The organism is Haloprofundus marisrubri (assembly GCF_001469955.1).
In the GTDB taxonomy this organism is placed as follows: domain Archaea; phylum Halobacteriota; class Halobacteria; order Halobacteriales; family Haloferacaceae; genus Haloprofundus; species Haloprofundus marisrubri.
This window is the reverse complement of record NZ_LOPU01000029.1, coordinates 111,839-135,623: the sequence shown is the minus strand read 5'-3', so window position 1 is coordinate 135,623 and position 23,785 is coordinate 111,839. Positions and strand designations below refer to the sequence as shown.

Annotated in this window: 27 protein-coding genes; 9 read left to right on the top strand and 18 right to left on the bottom strand. The window is 65.6% G+C overall.

From position 1 onward, the window contains the following. Position 1: 1 nt before the first annotated feature. From AUR64_RS11190 to AUR64_RS11180, 3 genes are all read right to left on the bottom strand, one after another. On the bottom strand, positions 2–817 hold the full coding sequence (locus AUR64_RS11190) for an inositol monophosphatase family protein (protein WP_058582035.1): 816 nt from the start codon (positions 815–817) through the stop codon (positions 2–4). Positions 818–935: 118 nt separating this feature from the next. Further along, the gene (locus AUR64_RS11185; protein WP_058582034.1) at positions 936–2,045 is read right to left on the bottom strand and encodes a two-component system sensor histidine kinase NtrB; all 1,110 of its coding nucleotides are present in this window, start codon (positions 2,043–2,045) and stop codon (positions 936–938) included. 89 nt (positions 2,046–2,134) lie between these two features. Next, the gene (locus AUR64_RS11180; protein ID WP_058582033.1) at positions 2,135–3,766 is read right to left on the bottom strand and encodes a class I adenylate-forming enzyme family protein; all 1,632 of its coding nucleotides are present in this window, start codon (positions 3,764–3,766) and stop codon (positions 2,135–2,137) included. A 192-nt stretch (positions 3,767–3,958) separates the two neighbouring features. Here AUR64_RS11180 and AUR64_RS11175 point away from each other — a divergent pair, with 192 nt between their 5' ends. Next, positions 3,959–5,197, top strand: a complete 1,239-nt coding sequence (locus tag AUR64_RS11175; RefSeq protein WP_058582032.1) for a GNAT family N-acetyltransferase — start codon at positions 3,959–3,961, stop codon at positions 5,195–5,197. Positions 5,198–5,234: 37 nt separating this feature from the next. Here AUR64_RS11175 and AUR64_RS11170 read toward each other — a convergent pair whose 3' ends face one another. Both AUR64_RS11170 and AUR64_RS11165 read right to left on the bottom strand, forming a co-directional pair. Next, on the bottom strand, positions 5,235–6,506 hold the full coding sequence (locus tag AUR64_RS11170) for an MFS transporter (RefSeq protein ID WP_058582031.1): 1,272 nt from the start codon (positions 6,504–6,506) through the stop codon (positions 5,235–5,237). A 123-nt stretch (positions 6,507–6,629) separates the two neighbouring features. Continuing rightward, on the bottom strand, positions 6,630–7,232 hold the full coding sequence (locus tag AUR64_RS11165) for a metal-dependent hydrolase (protein ID WP_205628400.1): 603 nt from the start codon (positions 7,230–7,232) through the stop codon (positions 6,630–6,632). 135 nt (positions 7,233–7,367) lie between these two features. Here AUR64_RS11165 and AUR64_RS11160 point away from each other — a divergent pair, with 135 nt between their 5' ends. The 4 genes from AUR64_RS11160 to AUR64_RS11145 all read left to right on the top strand — a co-directional run bounded on the left by AUR64_RS11160 (position 7,368) and on the right by AUR64_RS11145 (position 10,532). After that, a complete protein-coding gene (locus tag AUR64_RS11160) occupies positions 7,368–8,000 on the top strand; it encodes a hypothetical protein (protein WP_058582030.1) in 633 nt (210 codons plus the stop codon). A gap of 81 nt (positions 8,001–8,081) precedes the next feature. Then, complete coding sequence (locus AUR64_RS11155; RefSeq protein ID WP_058582029.1) at positions 8,082–8,756, top strand: potassium channel family protein; 675 nt, start codon at positions 8,082–8,084, stop codon at positions 8,754–8,756. Between the two features lie 371 nt (positions 8,757–9,127). Continuing rightward, positions 9,128–9,985, top strand: a complete 858-nt coding sequence (locus AUR64_RS11150) for a dihydrodipicolinate synthase family protein (protein WP_058582028.1) — start codon at positions 9,128–9,130, stop codon at positions 9,983–9,985. A gap of 106 nt (positions 9,986–10,091) precedes the next feature. Further along, a complete protein-coding gene (locus AUR64_RS11145) occupies positions 10,092–10,532 on the top strand; it encodes a hypothetical protein (RefSeq protein ID WP_058582027.1) in 441 nt (146 codons plus the stop codon). Between the two features lie 31 nt (positions 10,533–10,563). On the opposite strand, the gene AUR64_RS11140 is transcribed toward AUR64_RS11145, so the two are convergent. From AUR64_RS11140 to AUR64_RS11125, 4 genes are read right to left on the bottom strand one after another with little or no spacing between them, the layout of a single operon-like run. After that, entirely contained in the window at positions 10,564–11,280 is a 717-nt protein-coding gene (locus AUR64_RS11140; RefSeq protein ID WP_058582026.1) for a TOBE domain-containing protein, read from the bottom strand. Between the two features lie 59 nt (positions 11,281–11,339). Continuing rightward, positions 11,340–12,257 (bottom strand): ATP-binding cassette domain-containing protein, encoded by a 918-nt coding sequence (locus tag AUR64_RS11135; RefSeq protein ID WP_058582025.1) that lies wholly within the window; start codon positions 12,255–12,257, stop codon positions 11,340–11,342. Then, the gene (locus tag AUR64_RS11130; RefSeq protein ID WP_058582696.1) at positions 12,254–12,937 is read right to left on the bottom strand and encodes an ABC transporter permease; all 684 of its coding nucleotides are present in this window, start codon (positions 12,935–12,937) and stop codon (positions 12,254–12,256) included. The genes AUR64_RS11135 and AUR64_RS11130 overlap by 4 nt, the downstream gene beginning before the upstream one ends. A 27-nt stretch (positions 12,938–12,964) precedes the next feature. Continuing rightward, positions 12,965–14,002, bottom strand: a complete 1,038-nt coding sequence (locus AUR64_RS11125) for a substrate-binding domain-containing protein (protein ID WP_058582024.1) — start codon at positions 14,000–14,002, stop codon at positions 12,965–12,967. Positions 14,003–14,135: 133 nt separating this feature from the next. Between AUR64_RS11125 and AUR64_RS11120 the strand changes: the two genes are divergently transcribed. Together AUR64_RS11120 and AUR64_RS11115 are read left to right on the top strand one after the other, a co-directional pair. Next, positions 14,136–15,239 carry a putative sulfate/molybdate transporter gene (locus AUR64_RS11120; RefSeq protein ID WP_058582023.1) on the top strand — a complete coding sequence of 368 codons (1,104 nt, stop codon included), beginning with the start codon at positions 14,136–14,138 and terminating at the stop codon, positions 15,237–15,239. 122 nt (positions 15,240–15,361) lie between these two features. Continuing rightward, entirely contained in the window at positions 15,362–15,859 is a 498-nt protein-coding gene (locus tag AUR64_RS11115) for a DUF7384 family protein (protein ID WP_058582022.1), read from the top strand. A 224-nt stretch (positions 15,860–16,083) separates the two neighbouring features. On the opposite strand, the gene AUR64_RS11110 is transcribed toward AUR64_RS11115, so the two are convergent. Next, complete coding sequence (locus AUR64_RS11110) at positions 16,084–16,710, bottom strand: non-canonical purine NTP pyrophosphatase (RefSeq protein ID WP_058582021.1); 627 nt, start codon at positions 16,708–16,710, stop codon at positions 16,084–16,086. 191 nt (positions 16,711–16,901) lie between these two features. Here AUR64_RS11110 and AUR64_RS11105 point away from each other — a divergent pair, with 191 nt between their 5' ends. Next, complete coding sequence (locus AUR64_RS11105) at positions 16,902–17,153, top strand: hypothetical protein (protein ID WP_058582020.1); 252 nt, start codon at positions 16,902–16,904, stop codon at positions 17,151–17,153. Between the two features lie 23 nt (positions 17,154–17,176). Here the strand turns inward: AUR64_RS11105 and AUR64_RS11100 are convergent, their stop codons facing one another. The 8 genes from AUR64_RS11100 to AUR64_RS11065 form a co-directional block, all read right to left on the bottom strand. After that, positions 17,177–17,452 (bottom strand): DUF5808 domain-containing protein, encoded by a 276-nt coding sequence (locus AUR64_RS11100; protein ID WP_058582019.1) that lies wholly within the window; start codon positions 17,450–17,452, stop codon positions 17,177–17,179. A 116-nt stretch (positions 17,453–17,568) separates the two neighbouring features. Continuing rightward, positions 17,569–19,164: a bifunctional N(6)-L-threonylcarbamoyladenine synthase/serine/threonine protein kinase gene (locus AUR64_RS11095; protein WP_058582018.1), complete on the bottom strand. Its 1,596-nt coding sequence runs from the start codon at positions 19,162–19,164 to the stop codon at positions 17,569–17,571. A 6-nt stretch (positions 19,165–19,170) separates the two neighbouring features. Beyond that, positions 19,171–19,482: a 30S ribosomal protein S24e gene (locus AUR64_RS11090; RefSeq protein WP_058582017.1), complete on the bottom strand. Its 312-nt coding sequence runs from the start codon at positions 19,480–19,482 to the stop codon at positions 19,171–19,173. Positions 19,483–19,679: 197 nt separating this feature from the next. Beyond that, positions 19,680–20,210 (bottom strand): GTP-dependent dephospho-CoA kinase family protein, encoded by a 531-nt coding sequence (locus tag AUR64_RS11085; protein WP_058582016.1) that lies wholly within the window; start codon positions 20,208–20,210, stop codon positions 19,680–19,682. 7 nt (positions 20,211–20,217) lie between these two features. Next, positions 20,218–20,415 (bottom strand): transcription elongation factor subunit Spt4, encoded by a 198-nt coding sequence (gene spt4 / locus AUR64_RS11080; RefSeq protein ID WP_058582015.1) that lies wholly within the window; start codon positions 20,413–20,415, stop codon positions 20,218–20,220. Then, a complete protein-coding gene (locus AUR64_RS11075; RefSeq protein WP_058582014.1) occupies positions 20,415–20,987 on the bottom strand; it encodes a DNA-directed RNA polymerase in 573 nt (190 codons plus the stop codon). The genes spt4 and AUR64_RS11075 overlap by 1 nt, the downstream gene beginning before the upstream one ends. Position 20,988: 1 nt before the next feature. Further along, positions 20,989–21,363: a DUF188 domain-containing protein gene (locus AUR64_RS11070; protein WP_082230808.1), complete on the bottom strand. Its 375-nt coding sequence runs from the start codon at positions 21,361–21,363 to the stop codon at positions 20,989–20,991. Between the two features lie 18 nt (positions 21,364–21,381). After that, positions 21,382–22,611: a translation initiation factor IF-2 subunit gamma gene (locus AUR64_RS11065; RefSeq protein ID WP_058582012.1), complete on the bottom strand. Its 1,230-nt coding sequence runs from the start codon at positions 22,609–22,611 to the stop codon at positions 21,382–21,384. 184 nt (positions 22,612–22,795) lie between these two features. On the opposite strand from AUR64_RS11065, the gene AUR64_RS11060 reads away from it, so the two are divergent. Continuing rightward, positions 22,796–23,767 (top strand): DUF5787 family protein, encoded by a 972-nt coding sequence (locus AUR64_RS11060; protein WP_058582011.1) that lies wholly within the window; start codon positions 22,796–22,798, stop codon positions 23,765–23,767. The last annotated feature ends 18 nt before the right edge of the window (positions 23,768–23,785 follow it).

The following is a 23,785-nucleotide window of genomic DNA, read 5'->3' as shown; positions in this document are numbered from 1 at the left end:
TTCACGTCGACACGTCGAGTGCGTCGACGCCGCGAATCGTCGCCAGCGCGTCGGTCTGCAGCGGTCCGTTCGTTGCGACCAGTGGTCGCTGTTCTTTGGTTGGCTCCCGACCTGCTGTGTACTGGTCACCATCTACGTCGGTGACAGTCGCTCCCGCCGCCTGCGCGATAACGAGACCTGCCGCAACGTCCCACGGATACGTGTCGTACTCCCAGACGACGTCCGCATCCCCGTCTGCGAGACGACAGAGGTTGATAGCGGCCGACTCTCGTGGGGCGACCTGTGCACCAGTCGACTCGAACTCCCGCAGTACGTGGCCACCGAGGTCGAACCCCGAGACGCAGGCTGATGACGCGAGGTCGTCAGTCTCGGTGACAGAGAGTCGCTGTCCCCGGCTTGCGGTCGCTGCTTCCGCAGAGTCGTAACGAAGTGCTGGGCCGTCCGCTCGCGCCGCGAACAACGTCTGCGTGTCAGGTAGGTAGACCACACCCAATCGTGGCCGGGTGTCCTCGTAGTGTGCGATCGAGACGGCGTACTCGCTACCGCCAGCCCGGTAGCTCCCACGGCCGTCCAACGGGTCGCACACCCACGTCCCGCCGTCATCGGAGGTACGGCGAGTTTCTTGGATGAAGACGGCGTCGTCGGTCTCACCGAGCCTCTCCACCAGTTCGTCAGCGGACTCGGCTGCCGCCTCTGTCACGACGTCACCGGCACTCACCCACGCGGCATCCTCGTCGCGTGGATTCGACAGTTCTGAGAGACGTTTCCCGGCGGCCAGCGCTGCGCGCGTCGCAACATCGAGGCGAGACATCGTCATCGGCGACTCCGTGAGTTGATTTTATAAAGCCCGCCGGTCGTGCGGGACGTGTCTGAGTCTCCGGAGAAGAGGCGGCACGTCGAACAAGCCATCTCCAGCCGCGTCGACACAGACAGCGTCACTCGGGGACTCTCGACGACCGTTCACGTGACGTATCGAACTCGAATCGTGCGCCGCCTGACTCCGACTCCGTCGCTCGCACCGACCACCCGTGGGCGTGCGCCAGCGTCCGCACGATGTTCAGACCCAATCCGGTTCCCTGCGAAGGTCCAGTAAAACCCAACTCGAAGACGCGCTGGCGGTCCTCGGGCGGGATACCCGGCCCGTCGTCGGCGACGGCGAACCCCTCGTCGATGTCCTCGACGGTGACGGCGACACCGTCGGTGCCGTGCTCTACGCTGTTGCGAAACAGGTTCTCGAACAGTCGACGCAGTCGGTCTTCGTCGGCGTCGACGGTGCCCGACGCTCGAACGTCGAGCGTCGCGTCGGCGGTGTCGACGTTTCGCCACGCGTTCTGTGCGACGCGGTTCAGCGAGACGGACGTCCGGTCGGTGACGGTCCGGCCGTCGCGGGCGGCGGCGAGCACGTCGTCGACGATACGGTCGATTCGGTCGAGCGCTTCGTCGACGCGGCCGAGGTGCTCGGAGTCGTGTTCGCGTCGCTCCAGTTCGAGAAAGCCTTTGGCGACGGTCAGCGGGTTTCGGAGGTCGTGGGCAACGATTTCGGCGAACCGTTCGAGGCGTTCGTTCTGGTCGGCGAGGCGGCGCTCGAAGGCGCGCTGTTCGGTCACGTCGCGGCCGATACCGCAGAGACCGAGTACAGTTCCGTCATCGTCGACCAGTCGGCGGCCGGTGAGTTGAAATCGGACGAGTCCCTGCGTCGTCTCCGCGCGTGCTTCGACGACCGTTTCGCCGTGTTCGAGCGTCTCGTCGACGGCCCGGCGCACCCGCGGTTGGTCGGCTTCGAGAAAGAACTCCATCGGAGACCTCCCTGCTATCTCCTCGTCGGTGACGTCGAACAGGTCGGTCAGCACGCGATTCCACCGTACGAGGCCGCCGTCTCTGTCGAACACGTAGAACGGGTCGTCCAACTCGTCGAGTGCCCGTTCGAGAAACGCCCGTTCGCCGTCCGATGCGAGCGGCGGATGGTCGTCGTGAGTGGCCGTCTCGTCTGTGCTCGTCGTCTCGTCACCCTCCTGCCCGGTCTTCTCGGTCGGCCGTTCCGGCATCGAGCGGAGAGACAAGAGGTGGGTGTATAAACGTTCACTCTAGATAGACAGTCGGAGTCGGCGAGCGCAAGACTCGAAAAAGCCGGGAGTTAGGTTCCTTCGCGGAGTTCGACGCGTCGAACCTTGCTGTTGTGTGTGCGAGGGAGTTCCTCGACGAACTCCACCGTCCGCGGGTGTTTGTACGGCGCGACGCGTTCGAGACAGAACGCCCGAATTCTGTCGGCGTCGACGGCCGACCCCTGTCGGCGGACGACGTACGCTTTCACCGTCTCCGTTCGGCGCTCGTCGGGCACGCCGACGACGGCGGCGTCGACGACGTCCGGATGTTCGTACAGCGCGTTCTCTATCTCGCGTGGGTAGACGGTGTAGCCGGCGGTGACGATAACGTCGGACATCCGGTCGACGAGTTCGTAGTAGTTGTCCGCGTCGCGGCGGGCGACGTCGCCGGTGCGGAAGTAGCCGTCGTCGGTGAACGCCTCCGCCGTCTCGGCGGGTCGCTCGTGGTAGCCTTTCATCACGTGCGGGCCACGGACCAGCAGTTGACCCGTCTCACCCGGCGGTACTTCTCGACCCTCCTCGTCGACGAGTTTACAGTCGGTCGCCCGCAGCGGTTGACCGATGGTACCCAGTCGGGGGCCGAACGTCGACCCGAAGCCGACGTGGGTGCCGCCGCCCGTCTCGGTGAGGCCGTACGCTTCGAAGAGTTCGACGCCCGCCGTCGTCTCGAAGCGCTCTTGGACCGACGTCGGCAGGCGGTCGCCGCCCTCCATCACCTCTTCGAGACTGGAGAGGTCGTACTCGCCGAAGCGCTCGTGGTTGACGATGTCGACGTACATCGCGGTCACCGCGCCGAACTTCGTGATTCGCTCGCGTTCGATGGTCGCCATCGCCGTCTCGGGGTCCCACTCGCTCGGGTCGCGCAGGTAGACGGCGGCCCCGCGAATCAACGGCTGCCACGTCCGGTTGACGAAGCCCGCGATGTGCGCCAGCGGGAGGATAGAGAGAAACCGTTCCTCGTCGGCGCGCAGTGCCGAGCGCTCGAACGCCATGAACGACTGTGCGCGCAGGTTTCGGTGCGTCAACAACACGCCCTTCGGTTTGCCGGTCGTTCCGCTCGTGTACGGCTGCATCGCCACGTCGTCGTCCTCGCGGTGGACCATCGTCGAGTCGGCGTCGAGCGACGAGAACGCGACGGTGTCGAAATCGAACTCGAAGTCGAACCCGATGTCGTCCGTGGCGTCAGCAGCCTCGTCGGTGGTGGCGGCATCGCCGTCGGTGGCAGTCTCGTCTGTGCTGTCGTCGACGAGAATCACCAACGGGTCGGTGTCGAGTCGGTCGAGTGCCTCGGCGACTTTCGGCAACAGCGACGGTTCGGTGACGAGCGCTCTCGCGTCGCTGTCGGCCAACTGGAAGACGAGTTCGCGCGCGGTGAACTGCGGGTTCGCCGGCGAGAAAGGCAGTCCGGCTTTCAACGCCGCAAGCGCCGTGAGAACGAGTTCGGGGCGATTCGAGAGAAACAAGCAGAGGCGGTCGTCGGGTGCGAGGCCGTGCTCGTGCAGTGCCCCGGCTACTCGTGCCGACCGGTCGCGGAGTTCGGCGTGAGAGTACCGTCTCCTCTCGGTTTCGAGGGCGAGTGCGTCGCCGCGAACCGTCGCGGTTTCGTCGTAGACACGCGCTGCGTTGCCGGAGCGCGCGCCGGGTGAGAACGCGCCTGAGTGCATCGGTTCTCGTTCGGCGATACCGATGAAAAGCGCAGTGTCCGTTTCACGATTATGAACTGAGTTCCGGTCGGAAACGTTCCCGTCACCCGGTTTTAACTCGGTATTTTTCGGACGCTAGTCACTGTCTACCATTTAGCGCCACCCAGCATTCGGACGGTGAAACTATGTCGTCGGTCGTCGAATCGACACAGGATGGACGCTGAGGACGCTGAGGACGCTGAGAACGCTGCGGACGCCGACAATGCCGACGCCGCTGCCGACGAGGACGGCGCTGCCACCGACGCGGCCGGTGACGACACGGGAGAGGCGGAACGCGACTACCACGTCCGACAGTACGAATCGGCGGACCGGGAAGCGGTGTTGTCGCTCTACGAAACGGTGTTCGACCGAACTGACCCGGACTGGTTCGACTGGCGCTACGTCGAGAACCCGTATCTCGACGAGACGCCTATCGCCGTCGTCGAAGCCGACAACGGAGACGTCGTCGGTGCACGACCGAGCGTGCCGATTCCGCTGCGCATCGGCAACCAGCGCGTTCTCGCGGTGATTCAGGTCGACCCGATGGTTCACCCCGACCACCGCAGGCGCGGCCTGTTCTCGAAGATGGTGACGTACGTGTACGACCACTACGCGACCCGCGACCCGCAGGTCTCCATCGGCTTTCCGAACGAGGCGGTACTCGGGGCCCTCGACAAGTTAGGAGAACGCCTCTCACTGCATCGCGGCGTCAGACGCGAGTGCCCGGTGTACTACCGCGTGCAGGACCCGACTGCGCTGACCTCGCTGCCGTCGATTGGCGGCGAACGAGCCACGAACGCAGTCGCCAAACTCGCAGCGACAGCGACACGGAGCTATCTCTCGCTTCGGACAGGCAGACCAAGAGACGCCGACGTGACCGTTCGTCGCGAGGCGGGCGTTCCCGTCGAAGAGTTGACGACGCTCGTGGCGACGTCGCCGCTGCCGCACGTCCACGCCGACAGGGACGCCGAGTTCTACGCGTGGCGGTACGCGAACCCACGCTTCGAGTACGAAACGTTGCTCGCCGAGTGGGGTGGCAGTCCCGCCGCCGCGTTCGTCGTCGGCACCCAGAGAGACGTGGCCTCGACTGTCGTCCACGTCACCGACGTCGCGCCGCTGACCGGCGGCGAGGTGTGGACGGACGCGGTCGACGCGCTCTTGGCGCGTGTCGTCGCCGACAACGACGACGCCGCGTTGCTGTCGGTGTTCGGCGAGGCGCTCCCCCGAAGACTGCTCGAAAAATACGGCTTCGCTCGGAACGACGAAGCGCCGCTGTCACGGGTGACGACTCCGAACTACCTCGTCGCCCGGCCGCTCACCGACGAGCGGATAGACGAGTGGGTGGTCGGCGGACAACGGCTCTCGGAGGGCGAGCGCTGGCGATTCACGTTCTGCGAGCGGGAACTCGGGTGAAGACAGAGGCCGGGTGCGCGGCCGGGCGCGCGGTGAGTCAGGTGTCGCCCGTCTCGCCGAGATAGAGGACGAACCCGCCGACGGCGACGGTGACGACAGCGACGCCGACGAGCATCGTCCGGATGGCGAGCACGCCGCCGAGACCCGGTTCGAGGAGTGCAACGGTTCCGCCAAGCAGAATCGGTGCGGTGGTGCTGCCGACGCGCCCGAGCGACTCGCCAGCGCTGACGAGACTCCCCCGTAGTTCGTCCGTCGCCAGATTCGAGATGGTACTCCGGTAGAGGCTGAGTACGACGCCGAAACCCGCGCCGACGGCGACGGAGCCGAGTGCAGCGACCGGAAGCGACGGCGAGAGACCGAGCGTAGCGACGCCAGCGGCGGTGCAGACGAGTGTGGCGAACAGCGGTATCGCCCGGCGGTCGAACGCCGCCGTCAGGCGGCCGACCTGCGTCGCACTCACCGAGGAGGCGACGCTCGCCAGCGCGACGAGCGCACCCGCTTGTCCCGCCGACCCACCGAGAACGCGAGCGACGACGATGGAGACGTAGGTGAGAAAGGCGAACCACAGAAAGGAGGGCACCGCCCGGCCGACGAGCGTCGCCGCGACGCGACGCTCACGAAGCACGACCGAGAGTGCTTGCAGCGTCGACGGCGAGTCGTCTCCTTCGGAACCTTGGTCGCCGCCGTCAGTTGCAGCGCCGGGGGCGTCGTTGTCGGCGTTCAGCGTCGGGTCGTCGAAGAACAGCGCGACGGCCAGTGCCGTCGGTAGCGCGAGCGCGTACAGATAGAACGGATACTGCCACGAGAGCGCGACGAGCGCGCCCGCAAGGAGCGGAAACACCGTGAGCGACAGGCCGACAGTCGTGAATCTGAGACCCTGTGCGGTCGCTTCTTCGTCGCCGTCGAACAGGTCGCCGACGCTCGTGATGAGCACGGGCGCGATGCCGGTGTAGCCGATGCCCTGCAGGAGTCGAAGGCCGACGACGACCCGGAAGTCGGTCGTCAGCGGGATGGCGACACCGGCGAGACCGAAAAGCGTCAGTCCCGCCGTGAGCACGGGTTTGCGGCCGTAGCGGTCCGAGAGAATCCCGACGAGCGGGATACAGACGATAGCGGGCGCGGTGAACGCGGCCATGAGCAGTGTGACCTGCGCCTCCGTCGCGCCGAGCGGTCCGCGCAGCGAGTCGAGAACCGGCGAGACGACCGAAGAGCCGAGCGGTGAACTAACGCTGGCGAGCAACAGAAGCTGAAAACTCCGGTTCGACAGCAACGCCGTGTCGTCGCCGAACAGTCGCGTGCTGAGACCCACGTCGGAACCAAGCGGTATCGGTGTTTCAGCCTTCCTATCCCGGAGAGCGCCGCCGCAGAGAAAACACCGGAACTCACTGGGAGTTATCGGAAACTATCGGAAGCTATCGGAAGCTATCGGAAACTACTGGAAGTCCTCGACGAAGCGGTCGGGGACGTACGCCAGCAGTTCGGCGGGTATCGCGTCGACGAGACGTTGCGCCAGCGGGACGAGCGTCTTCCGCAGCAGCGTATACACCGCCGAGATGCCGAGTGCGACGCCGACGACGGTCTGAGGCGTCCCCGAGAGGACGAACAGCGCGGGCACGCCGAAGACCGCACCCAAGAGGAAGTCCTCGGGCGCGCCGTCGTAGCGAATCCAGCGCTTGGGCGCGAGCCACCGGCCGTTGAAGTGGTCGTACACCGCTCGGTCGGAAGTGCCTTCCCAGGGTTTGAGTTCGAGGCCGCCGCCGAGAACGTCCATCACCGAGTGAACCGCCGCCGCCGCTAGAAACAGCGCGACGGCGAGCGCTATCGGCGAGGCGACGAACGCGGCGACGAGGGCGGCGACGAACGCCGCCAGCGAGAAGTACACCGGAAAGTGCAGCGTCTTCCGGTGTCCAGCGTACAGGTCGAAGTCGGGAAACAGTCCGCCGAGTCCGGCGGCCGCAACGGGGAGAAGGCCGCCGTCTGGGGCGACGACGAGCGCGAGCACGACCCCTATCAGGGCGTGCGTGGTGGCCATCATCGCCCCCGTGTATGAGATAGGAGAGCAAAACCGTGTCGGGCGAGGTGCGAACTAGTGACACACTAGTCCACCTGCATCACGGCGGGCCGTCGACGGCACAACGTTTAGCGCGTACGCGGCCGATATCTCTCCACGATGACGCTGTTTTCGCTCTCGCCGCGTCGGCAACGGCGACTCACCCGGGCACTCCAACTCGTCATCGCCGTCGTCTTTCTCGTCGGTGCTGTCGAGCGAAACCTGAGTGTCGTCGTCAACGCGTCGATAGCGCTCGTCGTGACGTTCCTCCCGGCGATTCTCGAACGCGACCCGGAGTTCGACCTCGACGCCGGCGTCACGCTGTGGGTGACGCTCGCGGTGTCGTTGCACTCGCTCGGGATGCTCGGCCTCTACACCGCGATACCGTGGTGGGACAGCCTCACGCACACGCTGTCGGCGACGGTGGTCGCCGGTGTCGGCTACGCGACGGTGCGCGCCGTCGACGAGCACACGCGAGCGGTGTACCTCCCGCCGCGGTTCCTCTCGGTGTTCATCCTCGTCGTGACGCTGGCGTTCGGGGTGTTCTGGGAGGTCTTGGAGTTCAGTATACGGGGCGTGACCGACCTTCTGGGTATTCAGGCCGTCCTCATCCAGTACAGCCTCGAAGACACGTTGACGGACCTCGTCTTCGACGGCGTCGGCGCAATACTCGTCGCCCTCTTTGGCACACGGCGACTGTCGACGACGGTCGATTCGCTCGTGGGCCGACTCGAACGGACACGCGGACGGTGAGGCGACGGGCGATGGCGACGGCTCCACACGAACTCCACGACGAGACGTAGCTTTTTGAGGAGGAGCACGGTATAGAGAGCCATGCGATTCGTTATCGTTGGGTACGGGCGGGTCGGCTCTCGAACCGCGCGTATCCTCAAAGAGGAGGGGCACGACGTCGTCCTCGTCGAGAACAACCGGGACAAGGTCGAACGCGCTCGTGACGCCGGGTTCGAAGTCATCGAAGGCGACGGAAGCAACGAGGCCGTCTTGGAACGCGCCGGACTGGACGACGCCGTCGCCGTCGGCGGCATCACGGGCGATTTGAACACGAACTACGCCGTCTGCATGATTGCCAGAGAACACGGCTGTCGGACCGTACTCCGCATCGACGCCGACTACCGCGAGGAGATTTACAAGGAGTACGCCGAGGACGTCGACGAGATAATCTATCCCGAACGTCTCGGCGCGGCGGGGGCGAAAACCGCACTGCTCGGCGGGAACTTCAACGCCATCGGCGAACTCACCGAAAACCTCCAGTTGTCGGCGGTCACCATCCCCGAGGGGTCGCCCGTCGTCGGCAAACGCGTCAGTGAAATCGACCTGCCGTCGACTGCCCGTATCTACGCACACGGCGACGACCGGGAGGCGATGACGATTCCGCTACCGCAGACGACCATTCAGGCGGGCGACAGAGTCGCACTCATCGTCGAACAGGAGTCGCTCGAAGACGTTCGTAAACAGTTGCTCGGAGACGCGGCCGTCGAGAGCGCCTGAATCAAGGGGAAAAGCGCGATACGTTCGCCCGGGGCCGGCCGCGGGGGACGGCCGTCCCAAAGACGAACTCGGATGCCGTCGGGTGGGGTTCGGCGAGCATCCGGGCGCGAACGGGTGGGAGGATGGGAACAGATGCCGTCTACGCGCCCGAGTAAACCGACCCGACGGACGAACTTAAACCCGCGTCAGACGGGCGTGTGACTGCTGTGCGACAGCGAATTCAGCCGATTAGCTATATGACACGTTGCTGTCTGAGGGCCCGAGAAACGGACCGCGTGATGGCCCTCGAAAGTGGCTCTCTGATGACGCCGAAAGGCGGACCGTGCGACCCCGACCCAAAGTTACAATTTCGCCGCGCGTGACCGCCCGTTATGGAAGGAATCGGACCGCCGCTTGCGACACCGTTCACCGAAGACGGCGACCTCGACGAGGGGTCGCTTCGAGAACTCGTCGGCTGGGTCGAAGCCCGTGGTGTCGACTTTCTGGTCCCTTGTGGGTCGAACAGCGAGGCCGAGTTGATGAGTGTCGAAGAGCGCGCTCGCGTCGTCGAACTCGTCGTCGAAGAGGCCTCAGTGCCGGTGCTCGCCGGCACGGGTCATCCGGGCCTCAGAGAAACGAAGCGTCAGACGCAGTTGGCCGCCGACGCCGGGGCCGATGGCGCACTCGTCGTCACGCCGTTTTACTTCCCACACGACGAGGGGGCGCTCGAAACCTACTACCGCGAAGTCGCCGACGACGCCGAAATTCCAGTGTATCTCTACAGCGTTCCCCCGTACACGAACGTCACGCTCTCGTCCGACGCCGCGGGCCGTCTCGCCGACCACTCGAACGTCGCCGGGATGAAAGATTCGAGCGGGAACCTCGAAGCGTTCGGCCGCACCCGACGCCTCGCCGGCGACGAGTTCGACTTCTTCGTCGGCGCAGGCAGCGTCGCCGCCCACGCCCTCGACGCCGGTGCCGACGGCGGTATCTTGGGGCTGGCCAACGTCGCCCCCGAAGCCTGCGCGGAGATATACGAACGCCACCGCGAGGGCGACACGGAGGGTGCGCGCGAACTGAACGCCAGTCTCGTGGAGTTGAACCGCGCGGTGACGTCGGTCCACGGCGTCCCCGGACTGAAAGCGGCGATGCGCGCCCGCGGCGCACCCGCCGGCTACGCACGAGCACCGCACCGCCCCGTCGACGACGAGACGCGAGAAGAGTTGGAAACGCTCGTCGCGGAACTGTAGTCGGGGAACGCAGTCGTCGAGGCCCACGGCTGTCGGTATCTCACAGCGACCGAACGCCCGCACCACCGTCCGTAGAGTTATTACACGACAGTCTGTCGACAGCTCTGTGAGCGAACCCCCCACCTCAGCTGACACGCGTCCGAACTGGACGCGCACGTTCGGCGTTACCGCCGTCGTCAGCATCGTCTACACGGCCGTCGTCGTCGGCTACAGCGTCCTCTCGTCGAACGTCAGCATCAGTGGCCCCCTCTGGCAGTCCGGTGGAATCTTGACGGTGTTCGCGTTCGGGTCTGTGGGTCTTCCCGTCGCGCTGTGGTACCGCTATCGCTACCGGAGTCCGGTCGCGTTCATGAGTCTGATGCTCCTGTTCTGGCACGTGCTGGTCGAGTTTCCACCCGTCGGAAGCGGACAGGGCGACTCGCCGGGTTTCACGTTCGTGTTCGTCCCCGCGCCGCTGTACGTTCTGGTGTATCTGCTGCTCGCCGGAGGAGAGTCGTTGCTGCGAAAACGTGGCCGGGAACGGGACGGGACCGACCCGACTGCCTGAGTTCTCTCACCGTCTCGAGTCGATGCGGCGGCTACTCGTCGACCACCGTCGCCCGCGTCGCCGTCGCTTTGAACGACGCGACGACCGGCACGCCTTCCTCCAGTCCGAGTCGGTCGACGCTCTCGACGGTCACGAGTGCGTACAACGGCGCGTTCGCGCCGATATCGACTACGACGGTGGCGACGGCCGTACCCGAATCGAGGTCGGAGACGACGCCGTCGAAGCGGTTGCGGGCGCTCGTCGCCGCCGACGGCGGGGCGTCGTCGGGCGCGTGCAACGTGACGGCGTCGGCGCGGACGCTCACCTGTACCGGCGTCTGCGCGTCGACGCTCCCGGCAATCTGGCCGTCAGCGTCGACGACGAGCGCACGGACCGGCCCTGCATCGGTGTCGACGACGGCGAGTTCGCCGTCAGAGTCCGCGAGGCGGCCGAACAGCACCGCCTCCCGTGCCCCCGCCGTCCCCGAGAGCGCGGCACGGAGACGAGCGAACCGCGCCAACAGTGCGGTTGCGCCGTCCGTGAGTTCGCTGCCGCCGCCGTCGGCCCCGCCGCGTCGGCGTTCGACGAGCGACCCGAAGGCGGATTCGAGCGTCTCCAATCGAGACAGTGCGCGAGCGCGGGAACGGCCGAGTGCGGCGGCCGCACCGCTGACCGAGCCGTGGTCGTCGACCGCACGCAGCAACGCGGCGTCGCCGTCGTCGAACGTGACGCCGTCGGATGCGAGGTACGCCTCGAACGCGCCGTCCATACGGTCCGTTCGAGAGCCCACCTAATCAGTACACCCGTCGTGAGTCGCCACCGACTCCGTCAGTAGACGAGTTCGCCGGCGACGAACTGGCGGGCGCGGTCGTCGCGCGGCGACTCGAACACCCGTTCTGTCGGGCCGTACTCGATACAGGTTCCGCCGAGGACGACGGCCGTCTTGTCGGCGACGCGGCGCGCTTGGTCCATGTCGTGCGTGGCGAGAGCGACGCCGATTCCTCGGGCTTTGGCTTCGCGCATGGCGTCCTCGATGACGGCGGTGTTTCGCGGGTCGAGGTTCGAGGTCGGTTCGTCCAAGAGGAGTACGTCGGGGTCGACGGCGAGCGCGCGCGCGACGCCGACGCGCTGGGCCTCGCCCGACGAAAGCGAGTCGGCGTGTTTGTCGACCATCTCGGCCATCCCGACCGTTTCGAGCGCCGAGAGCGCGGCCGCCGGCGGCGACCACCGGCCGACGGTTCGACGGAGCGAACTGCGGAGACGGGCCGCCCGCGAGCGTCTGACGCCGAGACCGTACGCGGCGTTGTAGCCGACCGACGCCGAGAACAGCGAGCGGTCCTGTGCGACGAGGCCGATACGTCGCCGGAGTCGGAGACGCTCGTCGTCCGACAGCGACCACGCATCGCGGGCGTCGCCGTCGCCGCCGCCGCCATTGGTTCGAGCACCGACGTCTCCGTGGCCGTTCGTCCGGGCGTCGGCGACGTGGTCGGGGGTCAGTTCAGTGGACACGGTGTCGACGCTCTCTCCTTCGGCGAGCGCGACACGGCCGTCGTCGGGCCGCGAGAACAGCGCCAAAAGCCGCAGGAGTGTCGTCTTCCCGGTGCCCGACGGGCCGACGATGGCGAGCACGTCGCCGGGGTCGACGGTGAGCGAGACGTCTTCGAGAACGGAGTCGCCGTCGAACCCGTGTGAGACGCCGTCGGCGACGAGGCGAAGACGGCCGGTCGTGTTCTCCTTGTGGCTCATGCTCGCCCTCCGTCGCGGATGCGCCCGCCGAGTGCGTTGACCACGAGGACGAGCACGAGAAGCACCGCACCGAGTGCGAGTCCCGTCTCGTAGTTTCCGCGGCGAGCTTCGACGGTGACTGCCGTCGTCAGCGTCCGGGTGAACGAGGTCTGTTCGGGCGGGTAGACGATGTTACCGCCGACGATGAGCACCGAACCGACTTCGCTGATGGCCCGGCCGTAGCCCGCGAGAACGGCCGTGACGATGCCGTAGCGCGCCTCACGAAGGACGAGAAGTCCTACGTCGGTGTTCGTCCCACCAGCGGCGAAGGCGGCGTCGCGGAGGTCGCCGCCGACGCTCTCGACGGCGGAGATGGAGACGCTGAGGACCACGGGCGTGGCGAGGATGGTTTGGGAGATAATCATCGCCTGCGGGGTGAACAGCAGTTGGAGTTCGCCGAGGGGACCGGCGTTCGACAGCGTCAGGAGGACCACGAGACCGACGACGACGCTCGGAAACCCCATCCCGGTGTTGATGACCGTCGTGAGGAGGCGTTTGCCCGGGAAGTTGCCGAACGCGACGCCGATGGAGACGGGGAGGCTGATGAGCGTGCTGATGGCGACGGCGACGGTGCTGACGTACAGCGACACGAAGGTGACGCTGACGAGGTAGTTCAGGTTCAGGTCGCCGAACGCCGAAATCACGGTTAGATATGGAGATGGGGCGAATTAATAGTCTGCCGGGACTCGCGTTTCGACCCAGTAGAGGAACTGCTTGTCGCGCCGCGACAGCGACTGACTCTCTTGGGCGCTGTACCCCTGCGGGACGTACTGGTCGAAGTTCGGTTCCTCCGAGAGCGCGTTCGGGAAGAACAACTGCGAGTCGTTGGCGGTGTAGCTGTCGATGGTGTTCTGGCCCTCGGGACTCGTGAGAAAGCCGACGTACGCCATCGCCAGTTCGTAGTTGACGTTGTCGTGCTGGGCGGGGTTGACCGGGATGACGCCGTAGGGGTTCTGGAGGATGACCGGCCCGTCCTGCAGCGGCCCTTGGACGTGGATGACGAGGTCGATTTCGTCCTGCATCGAGAGGTACGTGCCGCGGTCGGCGAGGGTGTACGCGCCCGACTGACTCGCCTGATTGAGCGTGTCGCCCATCCCTTGGCCGATGGCGCGATACCACTGGCCGCTGGGTTCGACGCCGGCCTCCTCCCAGATGAGCATCTCCTTTTTGTTCGTCCCGGAGTCGTCGCCACGGGAGACGAACGTCGACTCGCTCTCTGCGATAGTCGAAAACGCCTCCGTCGCGCTTCCCATCCCGTTGATGCCCGCAGGGTCGCTCTCGGGACCGACGATGACGAAGTCGTTGAACATCACGTCGCGGCGGTTGACGCCGTGGCCCTGCTGGAGGAACTCGTCTTCGGCACCGCGTGCGTGGACGAGAATCACGTCGGCGTCGCCGGCCGCGCCCGTCTCGATGGCCGCACCGGTCCCCTGCGAGATGGTGTTGATTTTTGCGCCGAACTGCTCTTCGAACATCGGGTTCAGTTCGTCGAGCAACCCGGTGTCGTACGTACTCGTCGTCGTCGCCAGCGTGAGTTCCTGCTGCTGTTCGCCGTTGCCACCGTCGCTCTGCCCACCGCTGTTGCTCTGGTTGCCCCCGGTGCTGTTGTTGGGGCTCTCCGAAACGTCCTGACTCGAACACCCGCTCAGCCCCAGAATCGCACCGACGCCCGCGGCCTGCACGAACCGCCGTCGTTGTATCTTCATGGATTCATCGAAGGCGAGGGCGTGGTTAAATGTTACTCACTTGGCGTAACCGTTCGAGGTTTCGCCCGACGGTACTGGTGGGAACATACACTTACTGAGAACACTCATCACTCTTGCAGTACAGGCCCCGATAATGGCACTTGCCGACGTTCGGGAGGGACAAACGCTTCGCTTCGACGTCGGTGAGTTCACCGGCGCGCTCGGAGATTCGGTTACGGTTCTCCCTATCGTCGTCGCACTCGGCGCGCTGACGCCGATGTCGCTCCCGCACGCCCTCGTCGCCTTCGGTCTCTTTCAGATCGTCTGGGGCGTCGTCTACGGCCTCCCGTTGTCCGTCGAACCGATGAAGGCGCTGGCGGCGCTGGCCATCGCCGGTGCCCTGAGCTACGGCGAACTCGTCGCCGCCGGCCTCGTCGCGGGCGTGGTACTCCTCGTCGCGGGGCAGACAAACGCCATCTCGTCGGTCGAACGCTACGTCGGCGAACCGGTGGTCCGAGGCGTCCAACTCGCGGTTGCGCTTCTCTTAGCACAGACCGGCGTCGGACTCGGCCTCGGGAATCCCACACTCGCAGCAGTGGCCGTGGCGCTCACACTCGGCGTCGTCGCAATCGGGCGGCCGCAGGCGGCGACGCTCGTCGTTCTCAGTGTCGGCGGAGCGATAGCGGCCGTCGTGACCGGCGTGCCGACACCGACGATTCCGGCCTTCGGCGTGTTTCCCGCCGGTGGCCCAGCGCTCTCTCTGGGTGCCGCGGAGGGTGCGGCCGCACAGTTGGCGATGACCGTCGGCAACGCCGCCGTCGCCACGTCGCTTCTCTGCTCGGACCTCTTCGACGCCGACGTCTCCGCCGACGACCTCTCGACGAGCATGGGCACGATGACGCTTCTCTCCGTCCCCTTCGGCGGCCTCCCGATGTGTCACGGCAGTGGCGGCCTCGCGGGCAAGTACGCCTTCGGCGCGCGGACCGGCGGCGCGAACGTCGTCCTCAGCGTGTTCTACGTCGTCGCCGCGCTGTTTTCGGCGCTGGTTCTCGCGTTCCCGATGGCTCTCTTGGGTGTGCTACTCGTCCTCGTCGCGGTGCAGTTGGGCCGGAGTGCGGTGCAGACGGAGTCGCTCGCGCTGACCGTTCTCGTGGGTCTCGTCGGCCTCGTGGCGAACGTCGGTGTCGCGTTCGTCGTCGGTGTCGTGGCGTGGGGACTGGCGTCGAAGGTCGGCGGCGCGGGAATCGCCGACCGATAAGCGTCTTGTGGTCGCGCCGCCATCTCCCGCTATGAGTTGGGCCGACCTCTTCGAGCGAGCAGCGGCGTACGACGTGGACGAAGACGAAGTGCGCGAGGAACTCGAACGACGACGGAGCGGCGATGACTGAACGCGCGGAGGTGACCGACCGGCCCGAGGCGTCGCCCGCCCGCGTCGTCGCCGACGCCGACGTACTCGCGGCGGACGTGCTCTGCGGCGGTGACGCCCGGCGGGCGCTCGACTCGCTGCGAGAACACTCGTGGACGACGCTCGTCGCCAGCGACGCGCTACTGGACGACGCGGAGGCGATTATCTCCTCGCTCGCGGACGCCGAACTCGCCGCCGACTGGCGCGCGCGAATCGAGACGCTGCGCGAACCGGTCGACCACGCCGACGGAGACCACCCGGCGCTGGGGTCGGCGTACCACGGCGGTGCGATGCATCTGCTGACGCTGGACCCGCGTCTCCAGACGGCGCAAGCGGGCGCGACGCTCCGGAAACGAGTTTCGCTGAGCGTTCGCCACCCGAAAGCGTTCGCCACGCTGTTCGACGCCGGGAGTCTGTATCGGGAAGTCGAAGGCGGCGAGTATCCGGGGCCGGACCGCGACCCACGCGCGTAGACGGGCCGGGGTCGACTGTTGTATAGATGATGATAGAAAACGGGAGAGGAGTTCCGAGCAGTCGTAATGACTGTGTTTAGAGTATTACTTTCATCCTCATTCAAACGCTCACTCCGTTCGCGTTCGAACCTACGTCGGACGCGTCGCGCCCGACGAGGTATCAGTCACTGCGTTCCTGATACCACCGATGGACTCGCTTCGCTCGCCCGTCGAGATTCGCCTCACTACCGTTCGGCGAACCACTCCCCGAACTTCGCCAGCGCCCGACCCCGATGCGAGATGGCGTTTTTCTCCTCGGTACTCATCTCGGCCATCGTCTTCCCGTCGTGTTCGAAGATGGGGTCGTAGCCGAACCCGCCTTCGCCGCGCGGAGCGACGAGACGGCCGCGAACGACGCCCTCGAACAGTTTGACGGGGAGCGGTTCGGTCTCTTCGGCGTCTCGCTCTGCGCCCGTTGCCGCCGCCGTGACCCGGTCGTCGCGGTCCACCGGGTCCGGCGAGGCGGCGAAGGGATCGCCGTCGCAGTACGCGAGTACACAGCGGAACGCTGCTCGCCTGTTCTCCTCGTTCTCACCGACGCGCCAAACGCGTTCGACGCCGAGAGTGTCCTCGACGTACGAGGAGTACGGCCCCGGAAACCCGCCGAGGGCGTCGACAAACAAGCCCGCGTCGTCGACGAGGACGGGGTCACCAACGTGGCGATAGGCCTCTCGCGCGCCGTGGGCGGCGATTCGCCCAAGGTCGTCGCTTTGAATCTCCGTGTAGTCGAAGTCGACCTGTCCGACCGACTCGCCGAGGTACGTCGTCGCCTCCGCGACTTTTCCCTCGTTGGTCGTCACGTAGTGAAGCATGTTCGAGCAGGGGGCCGCCCGCCGCAAAGAGGCGTCGGTCTCGGTGGGACGAGACGGGCGAAACGGGGTGCGAATGCAACGCGTGAGAAATTATATCATCGTTTGTCATGGGGTGAGAACTACATAGTACTCGGTATCAAAACTTAAGAAAAATATTAGCTTTTAAGCCGCTACGATTATTTATGCCGGGTATGTCCGGGGCACGGCAGCAGCACGCAGCGGAGTTGGTGACAGTCAGGAAGGAGATGAACGCCCACGGTGCGATGACCGTGGAGGCGGTCGACTCGAACGCGACGCGGCACATCGCAGAGTACGAGACGTCGCAGTTGCAGTCGACACTCCAGCAACTACCCGCCGGCGCGTCGGTTCCTCTGGAACTGCGTCCGGTCGGCACACGCGGTAACGTCTGGCGCGCGACGGCACTCGCTCGTCCGCGACAGTAACGCGAAGCGAAGAAACGGAGGTCTTAGTCGTCGTCGACGACGACTTCGACGGGACCGTCGTCTTCGTACTCGGCATTTTCACGGCTTTTTCGCTCTTGGAAGAGCAGCACTGCCGCGACGAGTAGCACGACCCACGAGCGCCAGTTAGCGAGGTTGAGCGTGTAGCCGACGCCGAACGGCTTCTTGACGAGCATTCGGTCGCCTGGTTGCCAGTACGAGGACAGCATCCGACCGGCGCTCGGGCGTTCGAAGTTGTACGGGACACCGAACAGTTCGCCGGTTTCTGGTTTATCCGCCATGCGAGAGCGGTACGCCCGCCTGTGATAAATCGTTTTGGCTGTGTCGTCGTCGCTGCGAATCGACGGCAGGCGACGTACCGTCACGTCGGCGCGCCGGTGCAACGAGAGCGACCGGTTCAGCGATATCGGCCGCGTGATTCGACGCTCCGCAGACGCGCGAGCACCTCGTCGTCGCCGGCGGCCGCGTACCCCGCCTCGAACGCTTCTAACAGGGGTTCTGGCTCGGCGGCGGTCCCTTCGATGCTCTGTTCGAACACGTGGAGGTCCATCGCGTGGTCTTCGACGTGACCGGTGTGGAAGCCGAGACCGAAGTCGATGAGAAAGGTTCGGTCGCCGTCGACTCGCACGTTCCGCGTCGTCGGGTCGCCGTGGACGATGCCCGCTGCATGGAGTGCCGCCAGATGCTCCCCGACGCTTGCGACGGCATCCGCGTCGAGCGTCGCCGCCAAATCCATCTCGCCGACACGCTGGAGGGTGATGGTCGCTTCCCGACGGTCGATGTCGCGCACCAGCGGCGTCGGGACGCCCGCACGCCGCGCCTCGCTCGTGAGACGTGCCTCCGCGACTGTCCGTTCGCGTCGGAGTCGCGCATCGAGTTCCGGATGCCGGTACGCCTTCGGGAGGCGGCGTTTGACGACTTCCTCGTCGTGGAACTCGACGGTCGCTTCAGCGCCCTTGACATCTGCGTCGGCGTCGACGGCGCGCGCGACGGACTCGGCCGCGCCGCGCCACGTGACGGGGACCTGGTCGGGTCGGTAGTTCGGGTCGATGGCGGAGTCTTCGATTTCGATGGTGTCGCCCGCGGCGTACATCTTCGCGCCCAACACCGCAATCATCCCGGCGTTGTCGCGGAGGAAACGGGGGTCCGGCGCGTAGAACGCTGCGCCGCGTTCCTCACACATCGACGCCAGCATCTCTCTGAGACGGGCGTTCTGTCCGACTCCCCCTCCCAAGACGAGTTCGTCGGTTCCGGTGAGAGACAGCGCCCGTTCTGCAACTTCGGTCAGCATCCCGAAGACGTGTTCCTGCAGCGAGAAGCAGATGTCCTCGACCGTCTCACCATCGTCGTATGCCTGCTTGGCGGCGCTCATGATGCCCGAGAAGGAGAAGTCCATTCCCTTCACCGTGTACGGCAAGTCGATGTACTCGCCGTCTGCGGCCGCCTGTTCGACTTTCGGCCCGCCGGGATGGGTCCAGCCGACGTGGCGAGTGAACTTGTCGATGGCGTTGCCGACGCCGGTGTCCATCGTTTCACCGAGAACTCGGTACCGGCCGTTGTGGTAGCCCAAGAGATGGGCGTTGGCCCCCGAGGCGTTGAGACAGACCGGAGAATCGAACCCGGACTCGTGGCGGCCGATTTCGAGGTGGGCGACCATGTGGTTGACGCCGACTAACGGTACGTCGAGCGCTCCTGCGAGCGCTCTCGCGGCCGTACCGACGATACGGAGACAGGGGCCGAGGCCCGGTCCGCGGGAGAAAGCAACGGCATCGATAGGGGCCTCATCTCCTTCGGCCGTCTGCTCGGCGTGGTCAAGAACGGTTTCGACGACGCTCGGGATGGCCTCGCTCATGTGTTCGGCCGCCTCGCGCGGGTGAATGCCGCCGCTATCGGGTTCGTACGGGTCGGATTCGATAAACGTCTCGTCGCGTTCGGTATCGTGCAGTGCAGCGCTCGCGGCCCACGCCGTCCCTTCGATACCCAGAACGCGCACGTTCGATTACGCTTCTTCGGCTTCCGCGTCGCCGTCCTCTGCGGTGATTTTGTTGCGTTCGAGCATGTACTCCTGCTCGACGTCGCGGGCGAACTCGGGGCTCTCGTACACTTTCGCGTAGCCGGCGGTTTTGCGCATGCCGAACTTCGTGTCGAGTTCGTGGACGACGACTTCGTCGGAGTTCTTGTCGAGTTTCGCCGCGAGACTGTCGCGGACCGAGAGGCGCGAGGGCGTCGCCTCGTCGTGCGTCATCGTGAATCGAACGTCCGTTCTGTGCAACATCGGGTTCTCCTCCTCGTCGATGATTTCGATTTCCATAGTTCAGTTGCTCATAAATCCCGGCGAAGCAAGTAAAAGGATTTCGAAGAGCGGGGGAGCGGACGGCCGATACGCGAGAAACGAGCGGCGAGCGGTCGCCAGTGAGCGGTCGACGGCCGACGAACGCCCGCCGCGTGGCCGCCGAAACCGAACGTCGACGGCGAGTGAGCTGAGCTCAGACGCCGCGTGACTCGAATTTAGATACCGAGCGTCTCGAACGCCGCGTCCGTGTCGCCTTCGAACTGCGCCATCAACTCGCGCGCGTCGGTTTTCGCCTTCGGCGTGACGGGAACACCGACCATCCCCTCGTCGGGTTGGCCGTAAACCACGAGCGAACCCACGGGTGCGACCAAAATCGCAGGCAGCGTCGCCAAATCCTCCTCGCCCTCGGTGACGACGACGACAGTGTGCTCGTCGCTGTCGACGGCCTCGCGCAGCGCCGCGAGCAGTTCCTCGGAGAGCGTCGCCGCGGGGTTCTCGACTTCGATGCGCGGGTTGTCGCCCGAGAGCACGCGGCGAATCTCGTCGCCGACGGCTTCGCGTTTGGTCTTGCCGTCGATGACAGCCACGTCGGGGTCGCGGTCGGCAGTCCGAAGATGATAGGTGACGACGTCGCCGACGGCGATTATCTGTCCCTCTGCTTTCGAGAGCAGTCGCTCGGTGTCAGTGTAAACGGGGCCCAGCGGCTCTTTGAACGCTCCCCGGAGGTCGTCGGGGAGACGTAACATCAGCGGTTCACCGGACCTTCAGTGCGTAGCCGCCGGGTTCGTCGACGTTCATCTCCCGGGCGATTTCGCTCTCTTCGGGATGGGTGACGACGACGTACCCCGCCCAGTCCTCGGTGAGACTCGACGACCCGCAGTGGTCACAGCTCTGTGAGTCCGGTTCGTTGATGTAGTGGCACTCACGGCAGGCGAGGCGGGGTTTGGCCATCAGTTACCCTCCGTCGTGGCCTGTCGCTCCTCGCGTTCGGTCTGGAGCCAGCCGTGTTTGCCGAGGCCGGGCTGTTTGGCCGTGAGACCGATTTTCGAGTCGCGCGGGTTGCGCTCGTCGATGCTCTTCGTGACGATGCGGACGCGCACGGAGTCGCCGACACCGAGCGTGTCAGACGATTCCGTCGACGCCAACTGCTGGTTCTCGCCGTCGTAGGCGAGATACTCGTCCGAGATTTGCGAGACGTGTAGCAGGCCGTCGACCGGGCCGATGCCGACGAAGGCACCGAACTCGACGACTTCGACGACGATACCGTCGACGACTTCCTGCATATGTGGGTCGTACGTTATCGCGTCGAACTCCGCCTCGTAGTACACCCCCGGGCGGTTCGGCAGAACCGAGCCGTCGCCGATGTCCTGCACCTCGACGATGCTGACGACGCTGCCGACGTCCTCGTCCATCCGTCCTTCCAACTTGTCCTGTAGCAGACGCTTCACCCGTTCGGGCGTCACGTCGGCGAGGTGCCGCGGGGGCACCTCGACCGTGTCCTTGAGTCGTACCCTCTTGTACATGTTATGGTTCTGTGATACTCAGTGTGTTCCGACCCCTTAAACCGATTACTCGAACGCCGCGTTCGAGCAGGCGGTCGCGCAGGGGTTGGTCGTTCGTGACGACGTACTCACAGTCGCCGCGTGCGCCGAGTTCGACCAGCGCGTCGTCGGCGTACGTCGCCTCGGTCTCGACTTCTCGACAGCGGTCGGCCGCCAAATCCGCACCAACGCTCGCCGCGACGCTCTCTTCGCCGTTGCCCGCCGAGAGTTTCGCCAACTCGGCGACGACGGACTCGGGGACCACGAGGTCGACGGAACCCAGACCGAACAGTCGGTCCAGTTCGTCGAAGACGCGGACGTCGAGTTCGACGGGCATCATGAGCGCGTTGGTGTCCATGGCGACAGCGACCATCCGTTATTCGGCGAGCGTTCCGATGCCGATGAGTCGCCAGCGCGCGCCGACGCGGCGGTTGATGGCTATCTTCGCGCCTTCGGCCGCACAGACGGGGCGCTTCAGCGACACTTCGCACTCGCCTTCACGGGCACTCGTCACCGCGCCGACGGTCGTCGCGGTGCCGACGGTCAGCATCAGCGGTTCGCCCGTCGAAATCTCCTCGATTTCGTCCTCGCCGCCGACGACGCGTTCGAGCAGGTCGACGTCCATCTCGAACGCGTTTCGCGTCGGCGGCAGCGTGCCGGGCGTCCCGGCGACCTGTCCGGCCAGCGCGTCACCTTTCGTGTAACTCGGGTCGAGACCGGTGCCGACACCGAGCAGTCCGCCCGGCGTCGCCGTGTCGAGCATCTCGCTGCCGGCCTGAAGCGACCGGACCGTCGTCGTGATAGGTTGCCACTCGGACTGGCCACCCTCTTCGACTTCGCGGCCGGGGCGCAGTTCTATCTCGTCGTCGACGTCGAGCGTGCCGTCGACGAGACTGCCGCCGACGACGCCGCCGGAGAGGTTCCCCCACGTCGTCCCCGGGCGGTTGATGTCGAAGCTCCGCGCGACGAACATCCGTGCATCGTCGCTGTCGGAGCGCTCGGGCGTCGGAATCTCGTCTTCGATAGCGTTGATGAGCAAGTCGAGGTTGACGCCCTGCTGGGCGCTCACGGGGACGATGGGCGCGTCCTCGGCGACGGTGCCCTCGACGAACTCCTGTATCTGTTGGTAGTTCTCGACCGCGCGGTCGCGGTCGACGAGGTCTACCTTGTTCTGTGCGATGACGACGTTCTCGATACCGATGATATCGAGCGCCATCAGGTGTTCTTCGGTCTGCGCCTGCGGGACGTCTTCGGTGGCGCTCACGACGAGCACCGCGCCGTCCATCAGCGCCGCGCCCGACAGCATCGTCGCCATCAACGTCTCGTGGCCGGGTGCGTCGACGAACGACACCGTGCGAATCCGTTCGCTCGGTTCGCCGTTCTCGCACTCCTCTTCGACCGTGTAACACTCCGGTTCGTCCATTCCCGGACAGCGTCGGAACGTCGCGTCGGCGTAGCCCAGTCGGATGGAGATTCCGCGCTTCATCTCCTCCGAGTGCTGGTCGGTCCACGAGCCACTGAGTGCCTGCACCAGCGTCGTTTTCCCGTGGTCGACGTGGCCGACGAGTCCGATGTTCACCTCCGGTTGTTGTGTTTTCGTCACCATTGACCTCCTAAGAGCAATCTTGCGAAAGGTTCGCCCCGTGCGAGTGATAAAGTTGCTGTTCTCACCGCGTCTGAGAGTTCGTGCCGTGTGAACGACCACCGTACGAAGCCCGCGAGACGAACGATGCGGAGTCCCCTCTGGTACGACCAATTTCCTTTTGACTCCGTACCGCCTCCAGTACTGCGTGCAGGAGTTCGGGTTCGAGTTGGCTCTCTGTGGGCATCTGGAGGCGGCCAGCGACTGGTCGGAGTGGCTCGTCGCCCGCCAACTCGGCGGGGCCGTTTTCTCCCCCGGCAGCCGAATCGTCGACGCGATTCTCGTCGAACCCGGCCCGGCGTTCGACGCGCGCACCCGAATCACCCCCGACTCCATCCCCGCACTCGCCATCGAGAGCGACGTCGGCGTCGGGCGCGCGACGTACTGGCGAGATGCGTTCGACTGCCACCCCGAGACCGCCCGCGAGGCCACCGACCGCGCCGTCGAACTCGGCTTCTTCGAGGTCGAACGCCGCGGCAGTCGTCGCTACGTCCGCCGGACGACGCGCTACCCCGACGACTGGTTCTCGCGCCTCGTTGGCATCGAGAACAAACCCGATTTGGCTAAACCGGGCGACCTCGAGCGCCAACTCAGAGTCGACGTGAGTCTCGGCCTGTTCGACGAAGTGATTCTGGCGACCGAGAGCTACGTCACGCGCGCGCACCTCAACCGCATCCCCGAGGAAGTCGGCGTCTGGCGCTTCGACCCCGACAGCGGCGAGCGAGAAGTCGTCCGCGAGGCGACGACGCTCTTATCCGACGAACCGGGCGTCGAACTACTCGACGAACGCCCGCTTCAAACGGATATCGCCATCGTCAGCGCGGAGGAGAAAGCTCGGAAGCGGCGACGAATCGCCGAACGCGCCTACGGCAAAGGCTGGCGGACGTACGAGTTACCGCCGTGTGCGCGGATGGCTCCGACCGACGACGGCCGTCCCCACTGCGAACATTTCGACTGCGTCGTCGACCCCGGAAGCAGATGTGGCGAGTCGTGTCCGGGATTCGAGGCAGGCGAACAGTGGGAAAACGAGTTAGACGAGATTCGCGCCGAGCGCTCTCCGTGGGTCCGAGAACCGTCGGGTGTCGCACGCCGACAGAGTGGACTGGACCAGTTCGGCTAGCGAAAAAATCGGAGTCGG

What these genes read in the sequence shown, in the direction of transcription:
- AUR64_RS11190 (WP_058582035.1), bottom strand. Translation starts at nt 817, where the DNA reads ATGACGATGTCTCGCCTCGATGTTGCGACGCGCGCAGCGCTGGCCGCC.
- AUR64_RS11185 (WP_058582034.1), bottom strand. Translation starts at nt 2,045, where the DNA reads ATGCCGGAACGGCCGACCGAGAAGACCGGGCAGGAGGGTGACGAGACG.
- AUR64_RS11180 (WP_058582033.1), bottom strand. Translation starts at nt 3,766, where the DNA reads ATGCACTCAGGCGCGTTCTCACCCGGCGCGCGCTCCGGCAACGCAGCG.
- AUR64_RS11175 (WP_058582032.1), top strand. Translation starts at nt 3,959, where the DNA reads ATGGACGCTGAGGACGCTGAGGACGCTGAGAACGCTGCGGACGCCGAC.
- AUR64_RS11165 (WP_205628400.1), bottom strand. Translation starts at nt 7,232, where the DNA reads ATGATGGCCACCACGCACGCCCTGATAGGGGTCGTGCTCGCGCTCGTC.
- AUR64_RS11160 (WP_058582030.1), top strand. Translation starts at nt 7,368, where the DNA reads ATGACGCTGTTTTCGCTCTCGCCGCGTCGGCAACGGCGACTCACCCGG.
- AUR64_RS11155 (WP_058582029.1), top strand. Translation starts at nt 8,082, where the DNA reads ATGCGATTCGTTATCGTTGGGTACGGGCGGGTCGGCTCTCGAACCGCG.
- AUR64_RS11150 (WP_058582028.1), top strand. Translation starts at nt 9,128, where the DNA reads ATGGAAGGAATCGGACCGCCGCTTGCGACACCGTTCACCGAAGACGGC.
- AUR64_RS11140 (WP_058582026.1), bottom strand. Translation starts at nt 11,280, where the DNA reads ATGGACGGCGCGTTCGAGGCGTACCTCGCATCCGACGGCGTCACGTTC.
- AUR64_RS11135 (WP_058582025.1), bottom strand. Translation starts at nt 12,257, where the DNA reads ATGAGCCACAAGGAGAACACGACCGGCCGTCTTCGCCTCGTCGCCGAC.
- AUR64_RS11125 (WP_058582024.1), bottom strand. Translation starts at nt 14,002, where the DNA reads ATGAAGATACAACGACGGCGGTTCGTGCAGGCCGCGGGCGTCGGTGCG.
- AUR64_RS11120 (WP_058582023.1), top strand. Translation starts at nt 14,136, where the DNA reads ATGGCACTTGCCGACGTTCGGGAGGGACAAACGCTTCGCTTCGACGTC.
- AUR64_RS11115 (WP_058582022.1), top strand. Translation starts at nt 15,362, where the DNA reads ATGACTGAACGCGCGGAGGTGACCGACCGGCCCGAGGCGTCGCCCGCC.
- AUR64_RS11110 (WP_058582021.1), bottom strand. Translation starts at nt 16,710, where the DNA reads ATGCTTCACTACGTGACGACCAACGAGGGAAAAGTCGCGGAGGCGACG.
- AUR64_RS11105 (WP_058582020.1), top strand. Translation starts at nt 16,902, where the DNA reads ATGTCCGGGGCACGGCAGCAGCACGCAGCGGAGTTGGTGACAGTCAGG.
- AUR64_RS11100 (WP_058582019.1), bottom strand. Translation starts at nt 17,452, where the DNA reads ATGGCGGATAAACCAGAAACCGGCGAACTGTTCGGTGTCCCGTACAAC.
- AUR64_RS11090 (WP_058582017.1), bottom strand. Translation starts at nt 19,482, where the DNA reads ATGGAAATCGAAATCATCGACGAGGAGGAGAACCCGATGTTGCACAGA.
- AUR64_RS11085 (WP_058582016.1), bottom strand. Translation starts at nt 20,210, where the DNA reads ATGTTACGTCTCCCCGACGACCTCCGGGGAGCGTTCAAAGAGCCGCTG.
- spt4 (WP_058582015.1), bottom strand. Translation starts at nt 20,415, where the DNA reads ATGGCCAAACCCCGCCTCGCCTGCCGTGAGTGCCACTACATCAACGAA.
- AUR64_RS11075 (WP_058582014.1), bottom strand. Translation starts at nt 20,987, where the DNA reads ATGTACAAGAGGGTACGACTCAAGGACACGGTCGAGGTGCCCCCGCGG.
- AUR64_RS11070 (WP_082230808.1), bottom strand. Translation starts at nt 21,363, where the DNA reads ATGGACACCAACGCGCTCATGATGCCCGTCGAACTCGACGTCCGCGTC.
- AUR64_RS11065 (WP_058582012.1), bottom strand. Translation starts at nt 22,611, where the DNA reads ATGGTGACGAAAACACAACAACCGGAGGTGAACATCGGACTCGTCGGC.